Raw genomic sequence first — 15,732 nt, forward strand, 5'->3', positions numbered from 1 at the left:
GGAGCTTTTGCCTATCGCCAATCATCAATAAACCGCTAAAAAATTTAGCGCTGCCGAGAAGCTATAAGTCAACTTCTGGGCAGCTAACCCCCCCACTGGAAAGACCCCAGTCAGGCGGCTAACGGGTGATTTTAACACCCTCCTAGCCACCCCGACTTTTCATGGTCAACTTTAAAACCAAAAGCAGGGTGGCTAATCATTGGGCGGTATTTCGGTAAGGGCGAGGCAACCTCGCCCCTACCCACAACCGCAAAATTCTAAACCCGTCGATTGCAACATGAATTCCGTAGGGGCAGGGTTTCCCTGCCCAGTGCAACATTGCCGCAACCAAATTTCAAACCCCCTCGATTTCAATCATGAATCTTGTAAGGGCCAAATAAGGGCCAAAAAGGGCGAGGCAACCTCGCCCCTACCCACGACTGCGAAATTCTAAACCTGTCAATTTCAATCATGAATCCTGTAGGGGCAGGGTCTCCCTGCCCGGTGCAACGAGGTGGGCAATTCGTCAGTTACCGCAACCTCGTTCACTGGCTCGAAGCCTGCGTGCAAACTATTCGCACCTGCGAAACCCACCAAGCTCTACAAGAAATCGGTCAACTACTCAAAACCGAAATTGAGCGGTTTACCTATGCGCCTGATGCCATTGCTTACTTGCGTCGCTTGTGGCAACAACGCAAAGCTCAATTGGATCTAGACCTCAACCTCCGCAGTTTCTATACCCCCTCACTTAATTCCTAATGATTTCCTCTCATCCATCCCCTTCCCAAAAGCGCTTGCAACTCTGGGACTATATCAGCCGCGAACTCAAACTGATGCCCTCACTCAAGCTGATTTTGTTGGTGCTGGCGAACTACACCAATCCTCACAGCTACAAAGCCAACATCCCCGCATCTCTGATCATTCGAGACTCTGGCCTGCGCGATGAGGAAATCAAGCGTTTGTTAGCGAGTTTAGAAGCAGCCCATTGGGTTGAGAGCGTTCGCGTTCTGGATGATGCTGGACGCTCAGTTCTGCTCTACAATCTCTCCGCTCAATTGGTTCAGCGGGTTCTCAATCCAATCACTCAATCGTTATAAAAATCCTTGAAAATTTTAGATTTTGGACTTTAGACTTGGACCTTAAACAGAGCGATTGATCAAACTCAGGAATTGATGCGCAATGGGCGATGTTTGCCCTTTGTGCCAAACTACGGCAATCTCAACTTGGGGCGTGGCAAGAGGGGTGGAAGTTGCTAGTGGACGATAAACCACACCAAGATTATGCCGAGTTCCAGCGCCTGCTGCTACCAGCGTAATTCCCATGCCGGATTCAACCAAACCAAGCAACACTTCCGGCGGACTCGCCTCTTGCACGATACGAGGCCGAAAGCCAGCTTGGTCACAAAGCTGCATAATCTGCGCATACAACTCGGGTTTGACCGGCTGAGGACAAAGGACAAACGACTCGTCTGCCAGCAAATGCAAATCAATTTGTGTCTGCTCAACCAAGGCATGATCGGCAGGTAAAGCCACTACTACTGGCTCACTTAGCAGAGTCAAGCTGTGAAGATCTGAATGAGCTACCGGACCATGCACAAAACCAAAATCAATTGTGTTGTTCAATAGAGCTTGAATCTGTGCCTCTGCCGACATTTCTGTGAGGGTGACAACCACTTCAGGAAATCGTTGACGAAACACCTGAATCAGTTCAGGCAACACCCGATTGAAAGCACAAATCGAAAAACCAATCGTCAACTTCTTGGCTTGGACGGCTTGTTGCGCTGCTTTCGCCGCTCGTTCAGCCTGAGCCAGCGTCAATCTAGCCTCATCTAGTAGGGCGTTCCCCGCTTCAGTGAGCGTAACGCCACGCTTACTGCGATAAAACAGCTCGACGCCAAGCTCGTCTTCAAGCTGGCGAATCTGACGGCTGAGGGGCGGCTGTTCCATGTAAAGACGTTCAGCAGCCCGTCGAAAATTGAGTTCTTCTGCCACCGTGACAAAGTACTTGAGTTGCCGCAGTTCCATAACAGATAGCTCAACGCTTTTGCCATGATACCTTTTGGGTATCAGTCTGAGTCAAAATAGATCTTGGACAAACTGATTGAAGCGGTTGCAGGATGTTCTTAAAGCACTCAGGCAACCCATGAAAACTATTGAGCTTCACGATACTTTCGGTATCAATGGCCTTCAGTTAACAGAACAACCGCAACCCAGGCCAAGCCAAGCAGAAGTACTGGTCAAATTAGAGGCAGTCTCCCTCAATTATGTGGATCTGCTTGTTGTCAAAGGCTTACTCAATTCAAACTTACCCCTGCCTTACATTCCAGTAAGTGATGGAGCAGGTGTCGTTGAACAAGTGGGTGAAGGTGTCACAGCTTTTAAGCCTGGGGATCGGGTCGTGACGACTTTTATTCCTGACTGGTTGAATGGCAAACCAACGCCGCAAGAAACTGATTACGCCACACGGCAGGGCCTAGGCCAAGTACCAGGCCAACTTTCAGAATACAAGAGCTTTCAGTCGAATCAATTGATTCATAGCCCAGCCAATCTTTCTACCCTTGAAGCCTCAACTTTACCGATTGCTGGGCTCACTGCCTGGAATGCTTTAGGGTATGGCAATTTGCAAGCTGGGGAAACTGTTTTGCTGCACGGGACTGGCGGCGTGTCTATCTTTGCATTGCAATTCGCCAAAGCGCGAGGGGCACGAGTGATCATCACCTCTAGTAGTGATGCCAAGCTCAAGCAAGCCCAAGCCTTGGGAGCCGACTACCTAATCAACTACAAAAACACGCCAGACTGGGAAGGGCTGGTGCACCAGTTCACTGAAGGCGAGGGAGCTGATGTCATTGTTGAAACCGTCGGCGGTCAAAATTTGCAGCGCTCGCTTAATGTAGTTCGCATGGGCGGTTGCATCCCCATTGTCGGCTTGCTAGATGGTTTTAATACCAACATCAACACCTTAACGCTGTTGCACCAACAAGCGACCATTCGAGGCATGGAAGTTGGTAGCACCCAAGACTTCGAGACGATGAATCAGGCGATTGAAGTCCATGACATTCATCCAGTGATCGACAAAGTTTTCCCAATTGAGCAAACGCAACAAGCCTTTGAATATCTCGACCAGGGTTTGCACTTCGGCAAAGTTGTGATCACGTTCTGAGTGTCGCTAGATTTTGATCCTTAAATGGCCACTCCATCCTCAGACCCAAGCCTAGTTAAACTCAGTTCTTGCGAACCATGTTCTCTAGCTAACCTTGTGAAAATTGGAGTAACTCTTCTGCTAGTCATGCTTTCGGCTGATAGAGTTCGATCAAAATGCCGTTGTTGTCTTTGAAGAAAGCAAATCGCTCCCCATCAGAATCAGGCACTTCACCGATTTCAGTGACAAATTCAACTCCCCGATCTTTCAGAGCAGCGACTGCCTGCTCTACATCGTCAACTGCAAATGCAATATGCTTCAGACCTCGCACGGCTAAATCAGTTGCAAGTTCGGAGTGATAATCTGGCATTACTGATGAGTTTGCCAACTCGAAAACCTCAATGCGAAAGTCGTTCAAAGTCATGAAAGCAACTCTTGCATTCATAGCTGGCATCTCGTATCTAAAGCCAGGCGTGAAACCTAGCTTTTCAGCGTACCAATTCATTGTTTCCTCTAAGCCAGTGACTGAGATAGCAAAGTGATGAAGATGTAGGTTTAGAGATAAAGGCTGATGAATTTTGAGATCGGTAGTCTGTGTCATTGCAGTAACCTCTTTCTGTCTACTCGTTCTCGTGATGCATCACTTCTTGAATAGCTTCAAAAAATTGAGCTGGCGAATCTTCTGAACGTCTTAGAGCGTGACAATGCTACCGCCATCAATTCGAATGTTGGTTCCATTGATGTAACCAGCTAAAGGGCTGCTCAAAAACGTCACTAAATTGGCAATATCTTCAGGTTGAGCCAAGCGACCTGTTGGATTATCTAACTCTGTCGTCAATACATGCCGCTCAATCTCTTCCCATTCGGTACTGCGGCCTTCTCTGGCGGCAGCTTCGGTCATGCGCTGGCGGATTTGTTCAGTAACAATGATGCCAGGGCTAACCACATTCACAGTGACCCCGGTACGGTCAAATCGCTTCGATAAACTTTTGGTCAGATTGAGCACGGCGCACTTAGCGGCTGCGTAATCTGGCATCATGGCAAACGGTTGCAGCGATTGAGCACTGGCAATATTGATGATGCGCCCCCAGCCCAAGGTTTCCATGTGGGGTTTCAAGGCATTGACTAGACGTACGATGACGAGGACAACGCCGTCATACATCGCTGCCCAGTCTTCAGCGCTCACATCATCCCAAGTTTCGTAATAGCCAATCAGCGCAGCGTTATTGACCAGAATATCAACACCACCCAATGCCTCAAGCGCATCATGGGCAACTTGTTGAGCGCCTGCCGTTGTACTGAGATCGCCAATGACCACAGCCGCCTTGCCACCTTCTGCTCGACTCTCGGCAGCAACTGTCTCTGCTCGCTCTGAGTTCCGGCCATGTACAACCACATGAGCTCCCTCACGTGCGAGTGTTTTAGCAATAGCAGCGCCTGTGCCTGCGCTAGAGCCTGTGATCAAGGCTCGTTTATGTTTAAGAGCAAGGTCCATTCAATATCCTTGTTATTGGCAAGATAGTTGCCCGATCAGTTGCCCCTAGTAATTTAGATGAATTGGTGACAGCTTAAGGTTTAACTCTACCTAAGCCTGACTATCCGCATAGACTGGCGAGATGTCCATGTTCATACGGAAGTCATAGATTTGGTCATTACGTGAGCGTAGAATACTGGCACAGGGTAGGGTTACCTGAGTGCCATTCTTACGCGTGTAGGTCACATCCACCTCGTACACTGCCGAGTTACCGTCCTCGCCCAACCATAGCCCCATATTTTCGTGATGCATGGTCTGAATGGTTGCGAAGAACTGGGCGAGTGAATCGCGGATAGCTTGCTTACCCACTACAGGAGGTTGGTTGCTAAACCGAAACTTACCGTCATCGCTGAAGTAGGCGACGATTGCATCTGGGTTCAGGGTGTCTACCGTTTTGAAATAGTGCTGTACCCACTTAGCGTCCATTGACTGCTGCCTCTTCTGGCGTTTGTTTGGGCTAAAGAATGTTTAGCAATAGCTTGTTTTCAGTCATTTAAGGGCTACCTGAGCAGTGATCACACTCCTCCAAAGGTAGAGGTTTGTAACGGTTTCATATTGATTAAGGTCAAGGCGAGCGCTTTAAGATGTTGATAAACACAGCTTAACCAGCATACCTCCAATAAATTTTATACAGAATTTTCAGCACAAAGTTTGCATCAGATAACAATGATGCAAGGAGGTTTCTTTGATGAAGATTACTATTCTGTGACTCCTGCTCCTTGACAAATAAGAAGTTGAAACAGGTACATTTAGAAATCTACAAAGCAATCCTTAAATACGCAGCTTTCAAGCTTATCTTGTAAGATTCTTCACGTATCCTGTTCCAATCTCGTAATAACTACCACAATAGTTGAACTGGCATACCAAACCTTCGCATTTCAGCAAAAAACTTGCCCTGAGGGCCTCCATCCGGTAGGGTTGCTAAATATAAGGCTGTCTCGGCCCCCTCTTCAGCGGTAAATGGAGCGTCAGCACCACCCATATCTGTTTTTAACCAACCTGGTGAATACGCATTGATGAGAACATTTGTTTCTTGAAGCTCTTTGGCAAGAATAGCTGTCACCGCATTAAGACCCACCTTAGAAATTCGATACGAGGGAACTATTGGATAACTGTCCTCACTCATTAAACTAAGTGATGCCATTTCCGTCGAAACATTTACAATCCGACCATAATTCTGCTGTTTCATGAATGGGATTAAGGCTTGGCAGAGTTGAATGACAGCTAAAACATTGGTAGTAAAAGTAGAGAGCACGGTTTCCATCTGAGCCGTGAGCAAACTTGCTTCTTCCACGTGTCCCGATGAGTTCACTCCAGCATTGTTCACAAGGATATCAACTTTGCCGTAGGTCTGTCTTAACCAGTTGGCAAGCTGTTGAATACTTTGGGCATCTGTAACATCTAGCGTATGATAGTCTGCTTGTATCCCTTCAGCCACCAACTGCTCTTTTGCAGCTAATCCTTCTGCTTCTCGACGGCTAGTTATGATCACCCTAATGTCTTGTTGATGCCCTAACTTACGGGCGATCGCATACCCCAACCCTCGATTACTGCCTGTGACAACTGCAATTTTCGGTTGTTCCATCATGGTGATTCTCCTTGAATGCTAGGTGCTAGAGGGGTTAATAAATTAACCGTTTGTTGCACATCTTACTCAGTAATTTGGGTGCGTCAATGTGATCATGTCAATCTTTCAATTGGTACAGCATCAGTGGCGCAATAGGAATCATTTATGGCATTCGTGTGACTGGAGAGCAAAGGCAATCGGGGTAGAAGGTTGGCTGTGGCATTCTCCTCTGTGAAACTAACTTGCAATAATTGCTCTTGAGACATTGCTTTCACTCTTCCATCTGGGTTTCTTCTCACCCTGCTTTCTCTCTTTAGGTTTGAAGCCTTTGCTAATGCCTTATGAAGGAGACTTGGATAAATTCTTGCTATTTTGCTTTAACTGTTCTTTGAGCAATTGATTCTCTGCTTGTACTTCTTCGTATCACCGTTCTAATTGCTCGATCCGCTCAATCAAACTCTGCGCCAATCCCTTGACGCTCTCTGAGTTTCCCCAGTCTGCTTGGCTGATCTCATGGGTCAAGTTAGAGGAACCCCCTGCCATCTTGGTAGCCCAACAGCACCTCGCTTTTTCTCAATCCCTTAATTCAACGCCGTCAATGTATGAGGTTTGTCGGCGACTTCTATAGGTTTAGGCTCAGGTTTAAGGTTGTTTGGGACTTAGCCTAAAGCACCTATTTGTCGCATGCCCAGCAGCCAGTCTTCGACATGCCATGACTCAGCAATGCGGTCGTCTTCTAAGCGATGAAAGTCATGGGCAAAAATTTGGATGGGCTTGCCAGAAGCAGGAGCACCAAACCAGAAACCCTGTTGTGTTCCGGTGATGACAGCGCGAACGGCGACTATATCACCCTCAGAAATTGTGCTTTCTACGTTGAAACGCACATCGGGGAAGGCTTCTAGAAGCGCTATTGAAATCGGTTTATACTTCTCAAAATCAGATCCTGCTCTAGGCAAATCAGGATGAATTTTCCAATTGGGTTGTAGCACCTGCCCTAGTGCCTCTAAGTCCCTCTTGTTGAAAGCATCGTAGAAGCGCACAGCTGTCTGCTTAAGAGTGAGTAAAGTCATCAGCGTTAGGACAAAAGTTGAGTGACTTGGCTTAGACGCTACAAGATTGCACTTAGAGTTTGACCGGCTAAGGTTAGCCTGCAATCTGCAAAATAATCTTGCTCTGATTGCGCTTTTGTTGCAAATGATGTTGCAAATAGTCGCCGGCAACTGTAGCTGTAGCATTAGGTCACTCTCATGCCTTGACCCTGAGTTCACTGATCCTGAGCTACATAACTGCCATTGCTGAGATTGCACTTCCTGCCACAATCACGGCACCTGCTGAAAAGAGCGAAAGACGCTCCAGCCAAAGGCCGCTGGCTGGGAAGTGATCGAGCCACTGGCGCAAATAAACCACGACCAATCCAAGCGCGATCAACACCGACGCTAAGCCTAGGCTGAAGGCGCTGACTAAGGCGAGACCGTAATAAACTTGATGCAAAGCAATCGCGCTCAGCATCAGGACTAAGCCAGAGGGGCAAGGGATAATCCCACCAGCAATGCCCAAACCTAGAACTGAAGAATGCCCAAGCTGCTGACTATGGTGATGATGATCAAGATGGTGATGATCATGATCATGATGCCCGTGGTCATGATACTCGTGGTCATGACTATGCGAATGAGAGTGAGGCTGTTCAGATAGCCGTTGGTCCAATAGCCAAAAGCCAACTCCACAAACCGTCAAGCCACTTAGCAGGCTCAAGATTGGATACAGTGCTTCGGAGACAATATATTGAGACGCGAGACTGGCCACAATGCCCAATAAAAAGACTGCGATTGTATGCGTGAAAGTTGTCACGAGCCCCAACAGGATTGCTTGCTGCGGAGTGCCCTGCTTGCCTACTAGATAAGCTGCCACCATCGTCTTGCCATGTCCGGGTGAGAGCGCATGACCAACCCCAAATAAAAACGCTAATCCTAAACCTGTAAGCGCTAGTGAAGGCGTGAGCGTCTGTTGCAGTAAGTGCTTGGCAAAGAAGTCACCATGTCCCGGATGGGCAAATGCAGGTGGAGTGACTAGGCAAACCCCTACCACAATCCATAAAACTGCAAAAACTCGATGCCAAAGCGATTGCGTCATGGCGCTTCCTGAAGTTCTGAACGGTTTCGTTGATAGAGCCAGAAGCCCACCCCAGCCAATATTTCGTTAATCGCAGCAACAACCACATTTGGGTAAATCGTAATGCCTAAAAGTTGTGGCAATGCTTCATTGGGGTCGGCGTTAAGGCTGGTTCCAGGAACTAGCGCAGTGGTGAAGAAGAAGGGCAACCAGAAAAGTACAGGTACTAAGGTCGCGACGAGCGTGCTGATATAGGGCTCGCGCGAGCGTCGCCACAGTAGCCATAGTGCTACAACCGACATGCTAGCTAAGAGCCATAGCATGGCGACATCATGAAACCGTGCATGGGGATGCCATTCCGGATTGAAGAGATGAGAGGCATTCCAATCGACGAGCGTCGAGACAACGGCTGTATTGAGCACCACGACCGAGAGCAGAATCCGGCCAAGCTTCCGATTTGACATACCCAAAAGAATTGTTGGATGTTCTAACTACCCGCAGAGCATACCTTAACCTCAGCAATACGAACTTGTCACAGGATAATAATTCAATATTTCTATATTTTCTACAGATCCCTTTCAAGAGTGTGCTGAAAAGTTTCTTGAATGCTACGAAACTTGATTCTGATCAATAAAATCAGCCTAGCCTTTAAGATTTAGATTGCCACAAAACACGCACATCAATTGAGCGAATACCAGCGCGACGAGCCGCTTCTAAGCCTCCCTCGCTGTCTTCGTAAATAAGGCAGTCTTCAGGCGCGATGCCGAGCCGCTGAGAGGCCAGGAGAAAAATATCTGGCTCGGGTTTGCCCCGCTCCACGTCATTAACACTGACAACAACGTCGAAGAAATTGCGCAGTTTGATAGCCTCAAGGGTTGCTTCAAGTACGGCTCTCTCGCCACCTGAGGCAACGGCCATAGGAGTTTTGCCATAGTGCAGGCGCACAATGTCTGCTACTGCCTGAATTTCTTGGATGCTGTGAATGAGGGTATGGTAGTGCTCTTGCCTGGCTGCAATCACTGCCTCTGAGTTGAATTGGTAGCCAAATGCTTCTTTGAGCAATTGCAGCATTTCCATGGCTGAAGTGCCGCAGTACTGGTAATACCAGTCTCTAGAAATATCTGCGCCAGCAGCTTGCAATGAAATAGACCAGGTTTGAAAGTGAACGGGCAAGGTATCGGCCAGAGTGCCATCGCAATCGAAGATCAGTGCTTTGTAGGGTGGGGTCGGCGCAATTGCGGTGATGTTCGCGACGTTCATAGTTCAGCAGTAGGTGACGTTACTCAGTGGCAGGAGATCTACAACCACTGCTCACAACTTACCGTGATCAATGAGCCCACACCCCCAACCAATTAGGCTGAGTTGTTCTGCAATCGGTGATGCGCAAAAAACTCGACCCGATACTCGGTAATCTCTAGGCCAAGCAGATCCTCCACAGCCGCAATGACCTCAGGTGGCAAGGTCACCATGACATTGACAATGTGTCCGTCATCCAGGCAGTGGACATGGGAGTGGCACAGGGTTTGATGGCTGTAGAGACATCCCTCTGCGGTCTCTAGCCGCTCAACAACGCCGATCTTGGACAGCACATCGAGATTTTGGTAGACCGAGGTGTGGCCAATGTCTTCGCCTCGCTGGTGTAAACGGTCGTAAATTGTCCTTGCCAGCAAATGTTCGTCGCTCTCCCACAGCAGTTTGAGGATCAGCTGACGTTGCTTGCTCAGGCGCAGTCCTTGCTTGGAGCAATACTTCAAAGCAGCTTCGTAAGATTTCAGATGGGGAGCCATTTGATCCAGCTCCTAAACCAAGCTCTCTTTCTTCTATAGTGCTACAAAAAACTATACTCATATCGAGTATGAACAAACATCAAGTCTGCTGTTCTTTTTTGCCAAATTCTCACACAATTGAGTTGTGCAATAGGCAAAGGATCTGCTGAAAAGCTAGTCCTGAACTCTGTTGTTTAATCGTCCTGACGCTTTGCTGTTTCTACATTCGCCACAATAGAAACAGCGGGTGAGGAGTGGCTTAAATTCAATCAATTGCTTTAAAAACCTTCTTGAGAACAGGGGGATTTCATCATGGCTCAAGGCGCATTACAGAGGGTAGAGCAAGCTGGAATCAATGTCGCTGAACTGCGAGACAAACTAGTTCGGGCGGTCTCGGCAGAGTTTACAACTCCCATGTTTGCAAATCTCACGTTCACAAATTTAAAGTGAGATTGAGAGGTAAAGACGATGGATACTGAAGACCTCCTGAGACGTTATGCCTTGGGGGAACGAGACTTCCATACGGCTGATTTGAGTGGGGCGCAGCTGCAACGAGTTGACTTGAGTGGCGTAGCCCTCAGAAAAGCAATTTTGTTTGACGCGGACCTGAGTGAGGCGAATTTAGTGGGGGCGGACCTCAATGGTGTGGTTTTGAGACAAGCGAACCTACGGGGAGCCAATCTGAGTGGGGCGCACTTGGTAGGGACAGAATTGTCTGAGGCTGTGCTCAACCAAGCAGACCTGAGTGGAGCTATGTTGTGGAAGTCAGTTTTGAGAAAGGCGAACTTATGTGAGGCAAATCTAAGTCGAGCCAATCTGCATGAGGCGAATTTAATTGGTGCAAACCTGCGGGGAGCCAATTTGAGTGGCGCGAACTTGAACGAGGCTAATTTGATTCAGGCGGAGCTGACGGAGGCAAATCTCAGTCGAGCCAATCTGAGCAGTGCCAAGTTGAGCCGGGCAGTTTTGCGAGGAGCAAACTTAGAGCGAGCGGAGTTGACCAAGTCTGTCTTGGTCGGGGCAGATTTGAGCTGGGCACATCTAGAAGGAGCTAATCTCACTGGTAGTAATCTCAGTGATGCCAACTTGACTGAGGCAAATCTAATTGGAACCAACTTGAGTTGGGCAAATTTGTGCGATGCCAAATTGATCTTGGCGGTTTTGCGAGGGGCTTATCTGGAGCGAGCTGAGCTGATTAAGGCGAATCTGACTGAGGCAGACCTGAGTTGGGCAAATCTGGATGGAGCCAATTTGAGCGGTGCCAACTTGAGTCGGGCGATTTTGACTCAAGTGACTTTGGGTTCTGTTGTTTTGCGGGGAGCAGTTTTGGTTGATACTAAGCTTTCTCAAGTGAAACTAGACCAGGTAGACCTCAATTGGGCAACGATGTCTAATGGGCATGGCTAAGATTCACAGCTTAGCCTGCTTGCGCTAGCCCGTTTTGCTTAATGGCATTAGCAAGTTCTATCAATCCAGCCTCGCGAGTCACGATTGGACTGTAGCCTAGTTCTGTTTGCGCTTTGCGGTCGCTAAAGGTTAGCTCTTGACCGATAAGTCTGACCATTGTGCGGGTAATGGGCGGGGTATCTTTGCGGCGCGTCACTCGCCAAATCGTTTCCATTAAGCCAGCGACATGCCAAGCGAGCCAGTGGGGCAGGCTAACTCTGCCAGGTTCAACTCCTGCGACGCTCAGCAACGTGGTTATCCATTGGCGAAATTGGACAACATCGCCGTCGCTGAGAAAGTAAGCTTGTCCACCGGGGCTGCGTGCCGCTAAGATTGCACCGTGACAAGCGTTGGCAACGTGAGTGGTCATGTAGGGATAGTCGCCCTGATCAATCCAAACAAATCGTCCGGTCTTTACGCTGGCCAAGAGCTGCGGTAAGACATGGTCACCGTTACCCCAAATCCAAGAAGGGCGAACTACAGAGGTTTTAAATCCAGGTCGATTGGCGGCAATGACTCGTTGTTCTGCGATGCTTTTGGTGGTGATGTAAGGAGAGAATTTGGGTTGCTTGAGCGGAGCTGATTCGTCAATCTCAGATAAGGGTTGATGGCCAAAGACAGAGGCCGCAGCGCCCATTTGCACAAAGCGTGGAACATTGGCTGTTTGGGCAGCAGCTAACGCACCTTCAGTTCCAATCACGTTGGTCTCATAGAACGATTGGTAATCGCCCCAGATGCTTAAGAAGCCTGCGATGTGAAACACAACATCACAGCCTTGCATGCCTTGTGCCATTGCCTGTTGGTTCAGGTCGCCTGGAAACGCCTTAGCACCCAACTGAGTCACCTGCATGGCGGCACGTTTGGAGCGAGCCAAAGCAATCACTTGATAGCCGCGCTCGCGCAGCATGGGAATCAGATAATGACCGACAAATCCAGAACCGCCTGTTACAAAAGCTTTCATAGGACGCCTGTGACCAGCGCTGTTTCACGCCGTGGTTGGTTTTTAGAAGGTTTAAGGGTTGACAGCAACCAGCTTAGGCTGTGGACTATACTCCACAGTCAAGAGCAAACCTCAGATTTTAGGTGGCGGCGATGCTGATCGGTGAACTGTCTAAAAAAACAGGCTTGTCGAAGGATACGATTCGCTTCTACGAAAAAATGGGACTGCTTGAGGCAGAGGAGCGACAGGCAGGCACAAGAGTCTATAAAGAATTTAGCCCGGAGATTGTGGAGCGAGTAACGATGATTGCTCAGGGCAAAGCTCTAGGGTTCACGCTCAATGAGATTAAGCTCTTGATTCAGGCTTGGGGTAATCGTGAGATGCCGACGGCTGAGAAATTAAAAGTCATTGATCGCAAACTCGATGAGATCGCTGAGAAGATGCGACAGCTCAATGAGATTAAAACTTATTTAACTGCCAAGCGCGATAGAGTCACGCAGGAAACTCTATAAGTATTACCCGCACGACTGGCAGTGGCGGTTGCTGAGATAGGTCTCATCAGGCCGAATAGTGACAGCTTTTTGTTGCCAGTTACGCAGCTTTTTCGCAGTAAAACACCAATCTGTTTTCTTGGAAACCCAGATATTGGCAGTCGGTTGGCTTTACTACATCAGTTGCACGTAATCGGTTGGTCTTGAATCCTGCTGCCTGGATGCGGTCTATATAATCTGGTCCACAACACCGGACATGATCCTCTTGGCCAAAGACTCTTTTACGTTCTTCGGGGCTAGTGATCGATGGGTCCTCAAATGTTTTGTCAGTGGTGATTGGAACTTGCAGGACAGCCCATCCTTGAGGTTTACAGACTCGATGAAACTCGCTTATTGCTCTTTTATCGTCTGGAACATGCTCTAATACATGACTGCAATAAACAATATCAAAGGTATTGTCAGGGAATGGAATGTCGGTGATGTCTACCTTCAGCATTGCCCTAGGGCTCATCAAATCTGCACTAATATAATCGAGGTTCTCAATCTGTTTCAGCCTAAGCTCAAAGCTTTGCTCAGGCGCAATATGCAGCATTTTCTTAGGAGATTTATCAAAGAGATTTGTATATTTCTCAAAGAAAATCTGGTCTAATCGGTGCCTTTCTAAAGAGTGACAGACTGGACAGAGAGCGTTTTGCCTTGGAGGATCACCAAAAGGCAAGAAGGAACGAAGATGATTATGACAAACAGAGCAATAATGTGCCCAACCCAAATACTGAAGCTTTGTGAGTTGTTGTTTTAGCAGGGTCTTGTAATTCATGTTGATCTTCCATTGCTAAATGGTGTCACACAGCTTGATCAACTGCGTTCCCGTATTGGCAAGCAGTTAACTCGGGGGCTTACTAGCTACTGTTAAACTGGTATTTTGTCGCTTAGCACTCCTGCTCAGTGGTTAGGCCAACATTTTGCAATAATAATCTGGATCACTAGTCGACCGCAGCGAACACAGTATAACTACTACCATCCCAGAATGCTTAAACTGAAACTTTCCGTAAACATTCTGGTTAGTGGGAGGTCATTTTGTCGCTTAGCGCTCTTTTTTCGGTGATTAAACTAACGAGACAGGTATCCGTCCTTACAAAGTAGTGTCCTAAAAGTGTGTGACTGAGTGCGCGATGAATTTTAAGGTTCTGTTGCGCTAACTGAAGGAACCTGTGTCTTCCGGAAATGGCTCTCGCTCACTACGCTAATATGTTGCCCTGCTTCAATCGCTACTTTGCTGAGGAAACGTTTTGGGACCACGACTCCTGAGCTTCTGACCAAATATTCATGACTCGTTTTGAGAAGAGTTTGAGCCGCTGATCCTCGTTGCTTAGACTTTCATACTCACCACTTTCTTGTAAATAGAGAAACTTCTCAACCTGAAGTCTTTGCGCAACACTACGGGAATGAACCCACATTTTCTGTGAGTTGGTTTGACTCAGAAAGGTAGTTGCTAAGGTTGCTAATCCACTCAAAGCTGGAACGGTCCAGTCTAGTTGATCTAGCTTTTTACTCGCAGATAAAGCTGAGAGAATGGTTGTAGAGATTGAAAGAGCAATACTAATAAACTGAAGTCTCTTATAGCTAAGCTTGTTTCGGTCGGCGCGAGCAGCAAAGTTTTTGATGAGATGATCACACTGATCAAGAGCTTCTTTCTGCTTACTTGAAGGTGAAGGTTCTTGGTCAACCATGTTCTATAGTTTGAGAGAAGTATCTAAGTGTTAAATCGCTGCCAAATTCGTGATTGCTTTTCGATGCTGATTTTTCAGCGATTTTCTCTCCTTATGATGGCAAACCTAATCTTAGATTCAGGAACTATGTATATCTCTGGAAAGATACCGCTTTTTTGAACATCTAGACTTTGTTGCTTTACAACGTAATAATTACCCTTGTGTTGCATGAGTAAAATCAAATCACTATTAAGTTCTTGAGGAGGGGGTGTAGCATCCCAGACAAAACGGACTCGTGTTATCTCTTCATACTTTCCACCGATCAAGTTTGTAGCACTATTATTTCCTAATATTTGAGCACTCAGAACAAAAAGAGCAAATATTGACACCAAAGCTGACAAACGAAATAAAAAACTTGTTTTTATTGATTGAAAGAAAGAAACTCCCAAATATGTTAATAGGGTCGTTGCAGATAACACTATGACTGCTATTGAAAAATAACGAACCCTATCTGCACCAATTTCTTGTGATGCAACGTATAGGATTAGAAAACCTGCAAGAAAAGGCAGTATATTGCCAGATAAAGCTTCTCTTCGGCGGTTTTTGTATTTTCCTTTTAGGAAGAATGAGAGATAAATAGCTATAACCCCAACAAGTACAGGAAGTGCAGATTGTTGGACATAAAAGGATGTTGGAAAGTCTAAAGAGTTTACGTCAAGCCCTAGCCTGCTGTAGTAAGCGCTTATATACGTCTTGCCAATATAATAAGTGGCAGCAACAACTATTGTGGTAATCGCTGCAGGTTCGATAAATTTACTGAAAGTGGCACGAGATAGGGGTGCGCCTGTTTCATTGCTCTCATCTCTTAAGCCGCTCATCAAACCTCCTTAAAATTTCTTTTGAGAATTGCAGACAATATTTGGCAATTTGTCCTTAGTGCCCAACATTAGATCCAATTCAATTATATGTACTAACATCGCAACCATTCTACTGCCTTTGTGTTGTTTCTCCGGATTATCTTTCGAGTGTGTTCTATTTGAAAGCTTATACTTG

At 47.2% G+C, this 15,732-nt stretch carries 19 protein-coding genes; 5 read left to right on the forward strand and 14 right to left on the reverse strand.

Features of this window, described 5'->3' with window-relative positions; translation table 11 throughout:
• Nucleotides 1–450 precede the first annotated feature (450 nt).
• On the forward strand, nucleotides 451–738 hold the full coding sequence (locus tag H6F94_RS18480) for a hypothetical protein (protein WP_190803695.1): 288 nt from the start codon (nucleotides 451–453) through the stop codon (nucleotides 736–738).
• Complete coding sequence (locus H6F94_RS18485; protein ID WP_190803696.1) at nucleotides 738–1,076, forward strand: hypothetical protein; 339 nt, start codon at nucleotides 738–740, stop codon at nucleotides 1,074–1,076. Before H6F94_RS18480 ends, H6F94_RS18485 begins: the two co-directional genes overlap by 1 nt.
• A gap of 42 nt (nucleotides 1,077–1,118) precedes the next feature.
• On the opposite strand, the gene H6F94_RS18490 is transcribed toward H6F94_RS18485, so the two are convergent.
• The gene (locus tag H6F94_RS18490; protein ID WP_190803697.1) at nucleotides 1,119–2,003 is read right to left on the reverse strand and encodes a LysR family transcriptional regulator; all 885 of its coding nucleotides are present in this window, start codon (nucleotides 2,001–2,003) and stop codon (nucleotides 1,119–1,121) included.
• Nucleotides 2,004–2,121: 118 nt separating this feature from the next.
• Between H6F94_RS18490 and H6F94_RS18495 the strand changes: the two genes are divergently transcribed.
• The gene (locus H6F94_RS18495) at nucleotides 2,122–3,138 is read left to right on the forward strand and encodes a zinc-dependent alcohol dehydrogenase family protein (RefSeq protein WP_190803698.1); all 1,017 of its coding nucleotides are present in this window, start codon (nucleotides 2,122–2,124) and stop codon (nucleotides 3,136–3,138) included.
• A gap of 124 nt (nucleotides 3,139–3,262) precedes the next feature.
• On the opposite strand, the gene H6F94_RS18500 is transcribed toward H6F94_RS18495, so the two are convergent.
• The 9 genes from H6F94_RS18500 to H6F94_RS18540 form a co-directional block, all read right to left on the reverse strand.
• Nucleotides 3,263–3,718: a VOC family protein gene (locus tag H6F94_RS18500; protein WP_190803699.1), complete on the reverse strand. Its 456-nt coding sequence runs from the start codon at nucleotides 3,716–3,718 to the stop codon at nucleotides 3,263–3,265.
• A 90-nt stretch (nucleotides 3,719–3,808) separates the two neighbouring features.
• Entirely contained in the window at nucleotides 3,809–4,612 is an 804-nt protein-coding gene (locus H6F94_RS18505) for an SDR family NAD(P)-dependent oxidoreductase (protein ID WP_190803700.1), read from the reverse strand.
• A 90-nt stretch (nucleotides 4,613–4,702) separates the two neighbouring features.
• Nucleotides 4,703–5,077, reverse strand: coding sequence for a nuclear transport factor 2 family protein (locus H6F94_RS18510; protein ID WP_190803701.1), 375 nt, complete (start codon nucleotides 5,075–5,077; stop codon nucleotides 4,703–4,705).
• A gap of 412 nt (nucleotides 5,078–5,489) precedes the next feature.
• Entirely contained in the window at nucleotides 5,490–6,239 is a 750-nt protein-coding gene (locus H6F94_RS18515) for an SDR family oxidoreductase (RefSeq protein WP_190803702.1), read from the reverse strand.
• A 638-nt stretch (nucleotides 6,240–6,877) separates the two neighbouring features.
• Entirely contained in the window at nucleotides 6,878–7,288 is a 411-nt protein-coding gene (locus H6F94_RS18520) for an ester cyclase (protein WP_190803703.1), read from the reverse strand.
• A 208-nt stretch (nucleotides 7,289–7,496) separates the two neighbouring features.
• On the reverse strand, nucleotides 7,497–8,348 hold the full coding sequence (locus H6F94_RS18525) for a nickel/cobalt transporter (protein WP_190803704.1): 852 nt from the start codon (nucleotides 8,346–8,348) through the stop codon (nucleotides 7,497–7,499).
• A complete protein-coding gene (locus tag H6F94_RS18530; RefSeq protein ID WP_190803705.1) occupies nucleotides 8,345–8,791 on the reverse strand; it encodes a DUF6640 family protein in 447 nt (148 codons plus the stop codon). The genes H6F94_RS18525 and H6F94_RS18530 overlap by 4 nt, the downstream gene beginning before the upstream one ends.
• A 184-nt stretch (nucleotides 8,792–8,975) precedes the next feature.
• Nucleotides 8,976–9,587, reverse strand: a complete 612-nt coding sequence (locus tag H6F94_RS18535; RefSeq protein WP_190803706.1) for an HAD family hydrolase — start codon at nucleotides 9,585–9,587, stop codon at nucleotides 8,976–8,978.
• Nucleotides 9,588–9,679: 92 nt separating this feature from the next.
• Nucleotides 9,680–10,114, reverse strand: coding sequence for a Fur family transcriptional regulator (locus H6F94_RS18540; protein ID WP_190803707.1), 435 nt, complete (start codon nucleotides 10,112–10,114; stop codon nucleotides 9,680–9,682).
• A gap of 447 nt (nucleotides 10,115–10,561) precedes the next feature.
• On the opposite strand from H6F94_RS18540, the gene H6F94_RS18545 reads away from it, so the two are divergent.
• Nucleotides 10,562–11,500, forward strand: coding sequence for a pentapeptide repeat-containing protein (locus tag H6F94_RS18545; RefSeq protein ID WP_190803708.1), 939 nt, complete (start codon nucleotides 10,562–10,564; stop codon nucleotides 11,498–11,500).
• A gap of 10 nt (nucleotides 11,501–11,510) precedes the next feature.
• Here H6F94_RS18545 and H6F94_RS18550 read toward each other — a convergent pair whose 3' ends face one another.
• Entirely contained in the window at nucleotides 11,511–12,500 is a 990-nt protein-coding gene (locus H6F94_RS18550; protein ID WP_190803709.1) for an NAD-dependent epimerase/dehydratase family protein, read from the reverse strand.
• A 131-nt stretch (nucleotides 12,501–12,631) separates the two neighbouring features.
• Here H6F94_RS18550 and H6F94_RS18555 point away from each other — a divergent pair, with 131 nt between their 5' ends.
• Nucleotides 12,632–12,991, forward strand: coding sequence for a MerR family DNA-binding protein (locus H6F94_RS18555; protein WP_190803710.1), 360 nt, complete (start codon nucleotides 12,632–12,634; stop codon nucleotides 12,989–12,991).
• A gap of 79 nt (nucleotides 12,992–13,070) precedes the next feature.
• On the opposite strand, the gene H6F94_RS18560 is transcribed toward H6F94_RS18555, so the two are convergent.
• The 3 genes from H6F94_RS18560 to H6F94_RS18570 form a co-directional block, all read right to left on the reverse strand.
• Nucleotides 13,071–13,787, reverse strand: coding sequence for a class I SAM-dependent methyltransferase (locus H6F94_RS18560; protein ID WP_190803711.1), 717 nt, complete (start codon nucleotides 13,785–13,787; stop codon nucleotides 13,071–13,073).
• Between the two features lie 451 nt (nucleotides 13,788–14,238).
• Entirely contained in the window at nucleotides 14,239–14,700 is a 462-nt protein-coding gene (locus H6F94_RS18565) for a DUF4231 domain-containing protein (RefSeq protein ID WP_190803712.1), read from the reverse strand.
• 74 nt (nucleotides 14,701–14,774) lie between these two features.
• Nucleotides 14,775–15,557: a hypothetical protein gene (locus tag H6F94_RS18570; protein ID WP_190803713.1), complete on the reverse strand. Its 783-nt coding sequence runs from the start codon at nucleotides 15,555–15,557 to the stop codon at nucleotides 14,775–14,777.
• Nucleotides 15,558–15,732 lie beyond the last annotated feature (175 nt).

Source organism: Leptolyngbya sp. FACHB-261, assembly GCF_014696065.1.
In the GTDB taxonomy this organism is placed as follows: domain Bacteria; phylum Cyanobacteriota; class Cyanobacteriia; order FACHB-261; family FACHB-261; genus FACHB-261.

Coding starts and splice junctions, on each gene's coding strand:
- H6F94_RS18480 (WP_190803695.1), top strand. CDS start 451: ATGAATCCTGTAGGGGCAGGGTCTCCCTGCCCGGTGCAACGAGGTGGG.
- H6F94_RS18485 (WP_190803696.1), top strand. CDS start 738: ATGATTTCCTCTCATCCATCCCCTTCCCAAAAGCGCTTGCAACTCTGG.
- H6F94_RS18490 (WP_190803697.1), bottom strand. CDS start 2,003: ATGGAACTGCGGCAACTCAAGTACTTTGTCACGGTGGCAGAAGAACTC.
- H6F94_RS18495 (WP_190803698.1), top strand. CDS start 2,122: ATGAAAACTATTGAGCTTCACGATACTTTCGGTATCAATGGCCTTCAG.
- H6F94_RS18500 (WP_190803699.1), bottom strand. CDS start 3,718: ATGACACAGACTACCGATCTCAAAATTCATCAGCCTTTATCTCTAAAC.
- H6F94_RS18505 (WP_190803700.1), bottom strand. CDS start 4,612: ATGGACCTTGCTCTTAAACATAAACGAGCCTTGATCACAGGCTCTAGC.
- H6F94_RS18510 (WP_190803701.1), bottom strand. CDS start 5,077: ATGGACGCTAAGTGGGTACAGCACTATTTCAAAACGGTAGACACCCTG.
- H6F94_RS18515 (WP_190803702.1), bottom strand. CDS start 6,239: ATGATGGAACAACCGAAAATTGCAGTTGTCACAGGCAGTAATCGAGGG.
- H6F94_RS18520 (WP_190803703.1), bottom strand. CDS start 7,288: ATGACTTTACTCACTCTTAAGCAGACAGCTGTGCGCTTCTACGATGCT.
- H6F94_RS18525 (WP_190803704.1), bottom strand. CDS start 8,348: ATGACGCAATCGCTTTGGCATCGAGTTTTTGCAGTTTTATGGATTGTG.
- H6F94_RS18530 (WP_190803705.1), bottom strand. CDS start 8,791: ATGTCAAATCGGAAGCTTGGCCGGATTCTGCTCTCGGTCGTGGTGCTC.
- H6F94_RS18535 (WP_190803706.1), bottom strand. CDS start 9,587: ATGAACGTCGCGAACATCACCGCAATTGCGCCGACCCCACCCTACAAA.
- H6F94_RS18540 (WP_190803707.1), bottom strand. CDS start 10,114: ATGGCTCCCCATCTGAAATCTTACGAAGCTGCTTTGAAGTATTGCTCC.
- H6F94_RS18545 (WP_190803708.1), top strand. CDS start 10,562: ATGGATACTGAAGACCTCCTGAGACGTTATGCCTTGGGGGAACGAGAC.
- H6F94_RS18550 (WP_190803709.1), bottom strand. CDS start 12,500: ATGAAAGCTTTTGTAACAGGCGGTTCTGGATTTGTCGGTCATTATCTG.
- H6F94_RS18555 (WP_190803710.1), top strand. CDS start 12,632: ATGCTGATCGGTGAACTGTCTAAAAAAACAGGCTTGTCGAAGGATACG.
- H6F94_RS18560 (WP_190803711.1), bottom strand. CDS start 13,787: ATGAATTACAAGACCCTGCTAAAACAACAACTCACAAAGCTTCAGTAT.
- H6F94_RS18565 (WP_190803712.1), bottom strand. CDS start 14,700: ATGGTTGACCAAGAACCTTCACCTTCAAGTAAGCAGAAAGAAGCTCTT.
- H6F94_RS18570 (WP_190803713.1), bottom strand. CDS start 15,557: ATGAGCGGCTTAAGAGATGAGAGCAATGAAACAGGCGCACCCCTATCT.